The 10,472-nt window shown below is 34.9% G+C and carries 9 protein-coding genes and 1 tRNA gene; 8 read left to right on the forward strand and 2 right to left on the reverse strand.

Going from position 1 to position 10,472, the window contains the following annotated elements; translation table 11 throughout:
- Positions 1-159: 159 nt before the first annotated feature.
- On the forward strand, positions 160-792 hold the full coding sequence (locus AC5YGI_RS19845; protein ID WP_330743288.1) for an HdeD family acid-resistance protein: 633 nt from the start codon (positions 160-162) through the stop codon (positions 790-792).
- 67 nt (positions 793-859) lie between these two features.
- On the opposite strand, the gene AC5YGI_RS19850 is transcribed toward AC5YGI_RS19845, so the two are convergent.
- Entirely contained in the window at positions 860-2,077 is a 1,218-nt protein-coding gene (locus AC5YGI_RS19850; protein ID WP_496169384.1) for a tetratricopeptide repeat protein, read from the reverse strand.
- 792 nt (positions 2,078-2,869) lie between these two features.
- Between AC5YGI_RS19850 and AC5YGI_RS19855 the strand changes: the two genes are divergently transcribed.
- Positions 2,870-4,165 carry a hypothetical protein gene (locus AC5YGI_RS19855; RefSeq protein WP_330743282.1) on the forward strand — a complete coding sequence of 432 codons (1,296 nt, stop codon included), beginning with the start codon at positions 2,870-2,872 and terminating at the stop codon, positions 4,163-4,165.
- Between the two features lie 321 nt (positions 4,166-4,486).
- Positions 4,487-5,515: a hypothetical protein gene (locus tag AC5YGI_RS19860; protein WP_330743280.1), complete on the forward strand. Its 1,029-nt coding sequence runs from the start codon at positions 4,487-4,489 to the stop codon at positions 5,513-5,515.
- Between the two features lie 313 nt (positions 5,516-5,828).
- On the opposite strand, the gene AC5YGI_RS19865 is transcribed toward AC5YGI_RS19860, so the two are convergent.
- Positions 5,829-5,899: transfer RNA gene (locus AC5YGI_RS19865), tRNA-Gln, on the reverse strand.
- Between the two features lie 100 nt (positions 5,900-5,999).
- Here AC5YGI_RS19865 and AC5YGI_RS19870 point away from each other — a divergent pair.
- The 5 genes from AC5YGI_RS19870 to AC5YGI_RS19890 all read left to right on the forward strand — a co-directional run bounded on the left by AC5YGI_RS19870 (position 6,000) and on the right by AC5YGI_RS19890 (position 10,232).
- A complete protein-coding gene (locus tag AC5YGI_RS19870; RefSeq protein WP_330743278.1) occupies positions 6,000-7,028 on the forward strand; it encodes an AMP-binding protein in 1,029 nt (342 codons plus the stop codon).
- Positions 7,029-7,057: 29 nt separating this feature from the next.
- The gene (gene arfB, locus AC5YGI_RS19875; RefSeq protein ID WP_330743276.1) at positions 7,058-7,450 is read left to right on the forward strand and encodes an alternative ribosome rescue aminoacyl-tRNA hydrolase ArfB; all 393 of its coding nucleotides are present in this window, start codon (positions 7,058-7,060) and stop codon (positions 7,448-7,450) included.
- Positions 7,451-7,498: 48 nt separating this feature from the next.
- Complete coding sequence (locus AC5YGI_RS19880; protein WP_330743274.1) at positions 7,499-8,140, forward strand: DUF2715 domain-containing protein; 642 nt, start codon at positions 7,499-7,501, stop codon at positions 8,138-8,140.
- A 294-nt stretch (positions 8,141-8,434) separates the two neighbouring features.
- The gene (locus AC5YGI_RS19885; RefSeq protein WP_330743272.1) at positions 8,435-8,815 is read left to right on the forward strand and encodes a GreA/GreB family elongation factor; all 381 of its coding nucleotides are present in this window, start codon (positions 8,435-8,437) and stop codon (positions 8,813-8,815) included.
- 442 nt (positions 8,816-9,257) lie between these two features.
- Positions 9,258-10,232: a deoxyhypusine synthase family protein gene (locus AC5YGI_RS19890; protein WP_002976594.1), complete on the forward strand. Its 975-nt coding sequence runs from the start codon at positions 9,258-9,260 to the stop codon at positions 10,230-10,232.
- Positions 10,233-10,472: the final 240 nt, after the last annotated feature.

Raw genomic sequence — 10,472 nt, forward strand, 5'->3', positions numbered from 1 at the left:
CAACATTCATTGAGTGAGTACTTCGTATTTCCGCTTATTTTTCATATATTAGTAAGACGTTATATTTCAAATTCAGGTGAAAATTATAATCTGTTTGTGATACCTGCGGAGAAGCCGAAAACCGTTACAAAAAAGTAGGCATGACCAAAAAACACTCTTATGGCCAATTTATTTCAAACTTTTACCAATACCGTAAAGCACTGGTACATCCCTTTAATCTTCGGAATTCTTTTCCTTATCTGCGGTTTTTATGTTTTCAGTGTACCGCTTGCAACGTATGTGACACTTTCTATCTTTTTCAGTGTTTCATTCTTATTTTCGGGTATTACTGAAATATTCTTTTCCTTACAGAACAGCAAATCCCTGCAGGGTTGGGGCTGGTTTCTAGTGAGTGGATTATTAACCACTGCAATAGGAATTTATCTTATCGCAAATCCTCAGATTTCTATGGCAGTACTTCCTTTTGTCATCGGATTTACCTTGCTGTTCCGTTCATTTCAATTACTGGGCTTTGCATTTGACCTGAAAAGCATGAAGATAATGAGCTGGGGAAATGTTGCTCTTGCCAGTGTGGGAGGCATTATATTTTCCCTGCTGCTGATTTTTAATCCGGTATTTACGGGAATTTCATTAGTTACCCTTACCGGTGTTTCCTTTATTTTTATGGGAATAGCTTCCATTATGCTGGCTCTGGATTTAAGAAAGATAAAAAAGATTCCGGGGAAAGTAAGCCAGGAATTAAGGGATAGAATCAAATCGATACAGGAAGAAATTGATGAGCTCAAAAAATAATACATATTTACATATAAACAAAAGAAGACCTCGAATAGAGGTCTTTTTTTAAATCAAGCAAAATATCTTAAAGCTCCAGAATCCACTTCTGAAGTTCAGTGCTTGATGGCAGCTTCAGTTTTTTCTTAAGTCTGTATCTTTTTGTCTCTATTCCCCGCAAACTAATGTTTTCATATTGGCAGATTTCTTTATTCGTAAGATTTAATCTGATATATGCACTGAATTTTACATCATGTTCTGTAAGTTCGGGGGTATGGGTAATTAATTTTTCGTAAAATTCAGGATATACTTCTTTAAAACGCGTGAGAAATAAGGGACTTCTACTCTCCATCAGCTGGATAATTTCGTCAAATGAATCATTTACTTTTAATTTTAGAACATCCGTTTCAAGAATCTTCTTTTCAATAATTTTATCTTTCTTAAGTTCCTTTTGAATATAGATTTTTCGGATAAAATAGAATACTATTAAAAATATAACGATAATAACCAGCGCTATTGCATAAAATGTTTTTCTTTCTTTTTCCTTCTCCTCATGCTTTAATTCAATGAGTTTATTAACAGCAAGATTGATGGCTTCTTTTTCATTTTTGTTGATCTCATCATTAAGAACAGTATATTTTCTCAGATATTCATTGGATTTATCAATTTCATTTAAAGACTTATAAACACTCGAAAGCGTATCATAAACCGTCAGCAGGGAGGTTGGAGTATTTTCCGTTTTTTGAAATATATCGAGTGATTTCAGATAATATTGAAGTGCCTTTTCTTTATCTCCTTTCACATTAAAGAGATCTCCATAGCTGAACCAGGCCGTTGCTTTTTCAATATCAGATGCATTTCCTGAAAGAGCGATGGCTTTATTCATATAATATTCAGCAGAATCCAAATGATTTTTTTTAGCAATAAATTGATCTGCTGTTCTGGTATAAGAAGTTATAGTAGGCTTTACACCCATTATTTTCTTTTTTAGGGTCTGTAAAGAGTCAAGGTTTTTATCCTTTGGTAAGTTTTGCTGTTTCCACGAATAGTTGTAGGCCTCAGCAAATTCTCTCTGTTTAAGGTCAGGAATTTTCTTTATAAAAGATTTTGCTTGGTCAAAGGCTGCATTGGATTGCTCGTAAAGCCCAAGACTTGTATAGGTTCTTCCGTATTCATTATACAAATTAGCCTTTAGAAAAGGATCATTACTATGAAACAATTCTTTTTTAGCCTTGTCAAGATACTGCAAACTTTCCTTGTTTCTGCCAAGTCCGTTTAATAGACTTCCTATATTGGTATAGGCCATAATTATACCTTTAGTATTATTATTTTCTTCATACTTTTTAAGAGCACTAATATTAAACTGCAAAGCTCCTTTGGCATCTAATTTCTTTCTGTATTCTAATGTGGTTTTTATGGGTTCGGGCTGAAAAGAAAAGTCTTGAGCATCAAAAATGCAGAGAAAGAAAAGAAAATCAGGTATAATGTTTTAATTCTAAAATTGGGGAACATATTTTTTAAAATTATTAAAACAAAAATAACTTTTTTATGAATATGTTTTAAAAAATTAAGTAATAGTAGAAACTTTTACATAAATATATCATAAAAAATACACTTCAAAAATACACCCTCGAATATATAAAATATTGTCTTTTAATTCATTATTAAGTGAAGTATTTTTAAAGTAGTAGCCAGGCTGCATAATATTGATACATTTACTACGAAAATTTTTTTCATTCTTAAGTGTTTGTGTTTATGGGCGGGGATAGTAACGTCCCTGCCTTTTTTAATGATAAAGCTTTTGAAGTTGCAGAGCTTTATAATTTCCATCTTTATCACAGAATTTTGCTTATGGAGAGCCAATAATTCACTTTTTTCACTTACTTCAAAGTTACTTCTTTTTGGTTTTAATTGATTGTTTATCAATGTTTTATTTTTTGAAGTGTCTTTGATGTAGATTTTTTTTTATTTAGAGTCAATAAGTTTGCATCATCTAATTCGGACACAGAGAAATTTCAGACCGGTCATGTTTTTCAGTACGATTCTAAATACACACAAGAAAAAAAATAAACATCAAACATTTTTTAAACCTAAACAAATGAAAAAAATAATCATTTCATCAGGAATGCTTTTCTCAAATTTATTCTTCTCTCAGGTAGGGATAAATACTCCAAATCCTCAAGGCTCTTTTCATGTGGATGGTGCCAAAGATAATGTTTCAACAGGAGTTCCAACTACAGCTCAACAGTCTAATGATTTTACAGTGCTTAATAACGGAAATGTCGGAGTAGGAACAGTAAACCCTACCAATAAACTGGATATCCGCTCTACAGCCAATGGAGCTCTAAAAATTGTCGATGGAACACAGGGAAATGCCAAAGTTTTAACATCAGACGCGAATGGTGTTGCAACATGGAAGGACCTTCCTGCAAATACTAATATTTACAATTCAAACGGAACACTTACAGGATCCCGTACAGTAGCTCAGGGAACCGGTTCTTTAGCCTTTACAAGTACTGCTACCGCAGGAACCAGTCACTTTTCAGTGGATGGAAGTACATTTTCGGTAGATGCAGTTACCAACAGAGTGGGTATAGGAACAACAACTCCTAAGAATATGTTGGATTTGGGAAGCGGTAACGGAAAAAAACTGGCATTATGGAACAGTGCTGCAGGAGATGATTTTTATGGATTGGGAAACGCTGCCAATGTACTACAATTGTTTGCAGGAGCTCCGGCTGCAGGAGACCCCTTAATGACTCTGAATAAAAATGGCAGAGTAGGTATTGGCACAACGGCGCCCACAAATGTATTGGATGTACGTTCCTCAACGAATGGCGCATTAAAAATTGTAGATGGTACACAAGGGGCCAATAAGATATTAACTTCTGATGCCAATGGCGTGGCAACATGGCAGAGAGCCGCGTCAAATGTTGCTGTAGGAACATTGGGCGGAGGATATGATGTCCCATTTTCCCAATTTTCTGATTTTAGATATACTGGTTCTTCCATTACTTTACCTCCGGGAAGATGGATGGTTACCATTTCATTACTATTAATACCGCAGGGAACAATTACAGCAAGTGACTGGATGTTTGTAAGAAGTACTTTTTCAGATGCAAATCTTACAACCATTGGACAAACCGGCACTCAGTCAGCAGATGTCATAAGACCTACTTTAATGAGTTTTCAATTGGAAGGACCGTTTAATGGTGGACAAAAATATAGTGTTGCTACGGGTACAGTACAAATTAATAATACATCCGGGACAACCAAAACGTATCGATATATTGTAGGGAATACTCAGGCTAGTGGTACTGTGACAGGCGCCGGATTGGGTAAAGTGGGAGGAGTATGGTCTGAAAATGCGATTTATGCGGTTGCAGTAAATTAATAAAAAAGTCATCAGGTTCAGGATTGTAATATTTATCAGATGAAATAGAGTCAATTAATTCCTTAAGACCACTTTTTTCAAGATGTTTTTGAAAAAAGTACTTTTTTTATCTTACTATTTCCTGAGAGGGCGTGGTATATAATAAAAATTACAATTATTGTGTTGAGAATATTATTTTTATTATGAGTTATTTATGTTAATTTAATATTGTGATCGTTTTAAAAGTGTAAATTTGATTTTTATATATGTTTATTTGAATAACAATCATAAATAAATGTATTGAATTAAATACTCAAATTACACCATTTTAAATCTTAAAAAATGAAAAAAAATTTAATCTCTTTGGCAATGATATTGTTTTCTATCATTGCGTTTTCACAGGTAGGGATAAATACATCAAACCCTCAAGGTATGCTCCATGTAGATGGGGCAAAAGACAATCCTGCAACCGGTGTTCCAACTGACGTCCAGCAAGCCAATGACTTCACAGTAACTTCTGAAGGAAATGTAGGTATCGGTAACCTAACACCATTATCGAATCTCCATATAAAAAATAGGGGAACAGCCACAGGTATTGGAGGAGGTGAAGCTACCAATACGGGATTACTGATAGAAAATCCTATTACCAATAACTCCATATTATCGATCTTAAGAACTACGGGAACTACGGGAGTGAAACAGGCAGTAATGGGTATAAATCCTAATTTCAACGGGAATAACGGGGTATTTATTATTTCCCGTATTCCTGGTGGAAGTGATTGGGCAATGGATCTAACCCTTGGTAATATAGGTGTCGCTACCAATACTCCTACCAATACCTTGGATGTTGCCGGTAGTACCAGAGTAAGAACCATGGATGTAGCAGCAGGCGCTACCCTTATTACGCCGGTATATTCAGATGCAAATGGGGTTTTGAATAAAGCTGTTGATAACATTTATGGAACGGTTATTAATAACACTGTTACCATAACACCAGGTGCTACAAATACTTTGATTGCTGGACTTGCCAATAATGCGGTATATAAAGCTGTGGTCAATGTCAGTAATAGTTGTGGGCGTATTGGTATTGCAGAGTATTACGTCACTAATAATGCTATTAACAATTCTTTCTCTATTAAAGGAATGGATGGAATTTTAAACACAGACACCACCGATAAAGCGCCTGCTTTTACTGAAGTAAACAGATATACAACATCAGTTGTTTGGTCAGGCATTCCAAATTGTGCTGCAGGAGGTACTAATATTGCATTTAATTATACATTAACAATGCCCACAGCCGGAACAATAGATCTTACTAACAATGGAGATGCAAGCTTACAGTATAAAGTGATACTTACAAGACTTTTTTAGTTGTTACAGAACATAACAAAAGAACAGTTTTTTAAATTAAAACCTTTTGTTGAAAATGATTTCAATGAAGATTTTGACAAATATATGTATCAATTAGCTTGCTATAGCGAAGATGATTAGTCTCAAAAAAACATTATTTGTAAAAAAAAGAGTTTGAAAATAAATCTTTTAAATGCAAGGTAAACTGTAAGAAATTATATTTTATGAATAATGACCATTGTAATTTACAGTGGCTATTTATTGTATTGCAAATAGGAAATTAGATTGAATAAGAATAAAAAAACAAAAACCATCCTTAAAAAAGGATGGTTTGTAGACTCACAGGGATTCGAACCCCAGATGACTGAACCAAAATCAGTAGTGTTACCGCTACACCATGAGTCTCTGTTTGTTTTAGTGGTGCAAATTTACAGCTTTTTTCTTTATATACAAGAACTTTTTGAAATTTTTTTTAAATTTACTGTAGAATTTATTCACGGAAAACATGCTGATAGACTTCAATAATCTCACTATTAATCAATTATCATTCTCTACAGAATTTGAAAAGAAAGTAAAAGATTTTCTGGAAGAATGGTTTTCACAAAAAACAGGAGTAAATGTCCAGACTTCAGGTTCTACCGGAGTGCCGAAAATTTTTGAAATTGAAAAAAAGAAAATGGTCAATTCAGCAGTAATGACCTGTAATTTTTTAGGATTAAAAGGAGGTGATACGGCATTGCTTTGCCTGCCTGTAGAATACATTTCCGGTAAAATGATGATTGTCCGTTCTCTAGAAAGAAAATTACAATTAAAAGTTACTGATCCTTCTTTAAAGCCTCTTGAAAATCTGAATGAAGAAATAGATTTTTGTGCGATGACACCTCTCCAGGTAGAAAACTCACTGGAAAAACTTCATCTGATTAAAAACCTGATCATTGGTGGTGCTGCTGTTTCAGAAAGCCTGAAAAATAAAATCCGGCATATGAACCTTAGTCCTTCCAACCGGATTTTTGAAACCTATGGAATGTCTGAAACCCTTTCCCATATCGGATTAAAACAATTAATGCCGGAACAGGAAGAGTATTTCACCGTTTTTGAAAATGTAGCGATCTCTTTAGATGACAGAGGTTGTCTGAAGATCTTTGCTCCCAATGTAAATGCTTCAGAATTGCAAACTAATGATTTAGTTGAGATTAAGAATAAAAAACAGTTTAAATTTCTCGGAAGAATTGATAATGTGATTAATTCCGGAGGTGCAAAAATTTTTCCGGAAGCCCTGGAAGCCCTGGTAAAAAAAGAACTCCCAAATGAGGCCATATTTGCGGGGTTGCCGGATGAAAGTTTGGGCCAGAAATTGATATTGATTATAGAAGGAAATGAATCTGATGAGGTAAAAAGGAAAGTTTCAGAAATACTATTTGAGAAAAATTTCCACAGGCCGAAAGACATTGTTTTCATCAGAGAAATTCCGAGAACTCCCAACGGGAAGGTAAACAGATTGGAATTGTATAAAAATTTAACTGGAGATCTCTAGTTGATTCCGGTATCTCAAAATCTTAAAAAATGAAAGACTTTTCAAAAGAACTCAGCTTTAAAACTTCCCGCAGCAGCGGTGCAGGAGGACAAAATGTCAATAAAGTGGAGACTGCAGTCACTGTACTTTGGAAAGTAGATACATCAGAGTTTTTTAATGAAGACGAAAAAGTATTGATTCAGCTTAAACTGAAAAACAGGATCAATGCAGACGGTTTTTTATTCCTCTCAGTTTCTGAAAGCAGAACACAACTGATGAATAAAAATAAAGCCATTGAAAAAATACTTGAAATGGTAAACAAAGCACTCATTGTTCCGAAAAAAAGAACAGCAACCAAGCCTTCAAAAGGTCAGAAACAAAAAAGACTGGATAATAAGAAAAAGCTTTCGGATAAAAAAGAAAGCAGACGTTTCAGGTTTTAATTGGTTTCTCCGGTAGAAAATTTTATTTATGCCGGAAACTTTAAAACGATGATAAAAAAATTAATTTTAGCTGGAGTGTTCTCAATCTCCATCATGTCTTTCGCTCAGAAATTTTCTATCAGACCTTCCATAGGATATGCATGGAGAACTGCAAAGACAATTCCCGGACTTAGCAAAGAAGAAAAAGAATATGTAAAAGACCTGAAAAATGGACTGAACTTTGATATTGCAGCCCATTATGAAGTAAAAAACGGGCTTGGATTCGGAGTAAAATATTCTAACTACAGTGCATCAAGCGACGGATTTCTGCTTGGTTATGTAGATGGAATGCCAGTATCTGTTCCTGTAACGACAAAGGATCATATTACATTTTTCGGTTTCTCCGGACTTATTTCAAATAATCATCTGGATACGAGACATAAGGTATTTGCAGACGTGGCGTTGGGAGTACTGTCTTATACTACAAAAACAGGATCTGTAAAAGGTACTGGAAGTACTTTTGGGGCAGAAGTTGATCTTGGATATCAATATCAGGTAAGCAAGAATTTTATGATAGGGCCAAAAGTAGGATTAAGTGGCGGAACCCTGAATAAAATGAAGTATAACGGAGTGACTTATAAATTTGATGATGATCAAAAAGAAGGTTTGCACAGAGTTTCTTTAAGTGCAGCCGCTACATTCCGTTTTTAAGCCGTATCTTTGTTTGAATTAATAATAATTGATAATGACAGCAACAATCTTTTTATCTGCAGAACACCGCCGGCCAGGATTGCTGCTGTCTTTACTTTATCTTCATACAGATTCTTTTCTGAAAAGTTCCAAGGACTTCATTATCTAAGCCCTGTCAGGATCCAAGGCAGGGACTCATTTCGGATTTTATATATTGTTTTTTGCAGTTTTCTATAGAAGAAGGCTGTTGTACGCCTGGCTTCTACATTGGATCGTCAGAGAACAACTGTATTTTAAATTAAAAAATTGAAGAAAATGTCTAATCATATTATTGTAACCACCGGAATTTATGATGCTATAAAAGATACACTGAGAAGAAAAAAAGTGAGCATCGAAGAAGAAAAAAGATTGACCGAAGAACTCAGAAAAGCAAAACAGGTCCTGAGAAGAGATCTGCCTGCTGATGTTGTTACAGTTGATAGAAAAGTAACATTAAAAGACCATACCCTGGATTTTGAACATGAATACATTTTCGTACCCTCCACGAAACAAAAGCTTACAAAGAACAAACACTCCATTCTGTCTGATATTGCTCTTGCAGTAGTAGGGTATAAGGTAGGAGATGTTATCAGCTGGCCTTTCAGAGACGGAGAAAGAAAAATAGAAATCCTGAAAGTGGAAGCCTGGGAAGGATAAATTTCTGCTAAATATTATTTAAGTTGATTGTTAATGAAAGCGTGGCTCATTTTGGGTCGCGCTTTTTTATAAACTTTTAATGTTGGAAAATGCAAAGCCGCAAATTTTTTGACATGGCTCCTACTTTAAGGCATAAGGGTTTTATCTTCGATAAAATTTTTACTGTACAATTTATTTTTTATCACATGCTGATTTTTCGGATAATATAAAATAAAAATCTGTGCAATTTGTGCAAAAATGATGCTTTCCCTTGCTGAAAATCTTCGATTTTCTTGCGCCTTAAAATATTCATAAAGCTTTAAAATCTTTTGTACCCTTGCGTTTTCAACAACTGAGACGCTTCTATTTAACAAATGATAAAAAAAGACGCCTCTCTTATACTTTCTTCAAGTGCTTTCGCTGCATTCCGTTTTTAAGTTTTATCTTTGCAAAAATTAAAAAAATGAGCAAACCGATAACTGAATTCATAGAAAAGTATTACCTGCACTTCAACGCAGCTGCATTGGTGGATGCTTCTAAAGGATATGTTGCACATCTTAAAGATGGCGGAAAAATGATGATTACTTTGGCGGGAGCAATGTCTACTGCTGAATTAGGGAAGATTCTTGCTGAAATGATCCGTCAGGGAAAAGTAGATTTTATCTCTTGTACAGGGGCTAACCTTGAAGAAGATTTAATGAACCTTGTAGCACACTCTCACTATGAAAGAGTTCCTCATTATAGAGATTTAACGGCTCAGGATGAGTGGGATCTTTTGGAAAGAGGTCTGAACAGAGTTACAGATACTTGTATCCCTGAAGAAGAAGCTTTCAGAAGATTACAAAAACATATCGTAGAGATCTGGAAAGACGCAGAAGCTAAAGGAGAAAGATATTTCCCTCACGAATTCATGTACAAAATGATCCTTTCAGGAGTATTGGAACAGTATTATGAAATTCCTAGAGAAAATTCCTGGATGATTGCTGCTGCAGAAGCTAACCTACCAATCGTAGTTCCGGGATGGGAAGATTCTACAATGGGTAACATCTTCGCTTCTTACTGCATCAAAGGAGAGCTTAAGCCTACTACAATGAAATCTGGAATCGAATATATGACTTACCTTGCTGACTGGTATACTAAAAACTCAGGAGGAAAAGGAGTTGGGTTCTTCCAGATTGGTGGCGGTATCGCAGGAGATTTCCCTATTTGTGTAGTACCAATGTTATATCAGGATATGGAAATGCATGACATTCCTTTCTGGTCTTATTTCTGCCAGATTTCTGACTCTACTACATCTTACGGGTCATATTCGGGAGCAGTTCCAAATGAGAAGATCACTTGGGGTAAACTGGATATCACTACACCGAAATTTATCGTTGAAAGTGATGCGACGATCTGTGCGCCATTGATGTTCTCTTATATCTTAGAAAACGCTTAAGAAAACATCTCATCGGAGATTAAAATATTAGCGCTTCAATTCATTTGGAGCGCTTTTTTATTATAAGATTTTAAATAGATTTGTGGTAGGCTTTACTTTTATTTTCTTAACGATTTAAAGTGGTATACATTATTCCCACAGATCACACGAATTGCACAGATTTTTACGATCTGCGTAATTTGCATCATCAGCGAGAGAAAAAATAAGCTATGTCGTATGAAATTTTATCGGAGATAAAAC

It is taken from the genome of Chryseobacterium sp. CS3K3.1 (genome assembly GCF_059515165.1).

What these genes read in the sequence shown, in the direction of transcription:
- AC5YGI_RS19845 (WP_330743288.1), top strand. Translation starts at nt 160, where the DNA reads ATGGCCAATTTATTTCAAACTTTTACCAATACCGTAAAGCACTGGTAC.
- AC5YGI_RS19850 (WP_496169384.1), bottom strand. Translation starts at nt 2,077, where the DNA reads ATGGCCTATACCAATATAGGAAGTCTATTAAACGGACTTGGCAGAAAC.
- AC5YGI_RS19855 (WP_330743282.1), top strand. Translation starts at nt 2,870, where the DNA reads ATGAAAAAAATAATCATTTCATCAGGAATGCTTTTCTCAAATTTATTC.
- AC5YGI_RS19860 (WP_330743280.1), top strand. Translation starts at nt 4,487, where the DNA reads ATGAAAAAAAATTTAATCTCTTTGGCAATGATATTGTTTTCTATCATT.
- AC5YGI_RS19870 (WP_330743278.1), top strand. Translation starts at nt 6,000, where the DNA reads ATGCTGATAGACTTCAATAATCTCACTATTAATCAATTATCATTCTCT.
- arfB (WP_330743276.1), top strand. Translation starts at nt 7,058, where the DNA reads ATGAAAGACTTTTCAAAAGAACTCAGCTTTAAAACTTCCCGCAGCAGC.
- AC5YGI_RS19880 (WP_330743274.1), top strand. Translation starts at nt 7,499, where the DNA reads ATGATAAAAAAATTAATTTTAGCTGGAGTGTTCTCAATCTCCATCATG.
- AC5YGI_RS19885 (WP_330743272.1), top strand. Translation starts at nt 8,435, where the DNA reads ATGTCTAATCATATTATTGTAACCACCGGAATTTATGATGCTATAAAA.
- AC5YGI_RS19890 (WP_002976594.1), top strand. Translation starts at nt 9,258, where the DNA reads ATGAGCAAACCGATAACTGAATTCATAGAAAAGTATTACCTGCACTTC.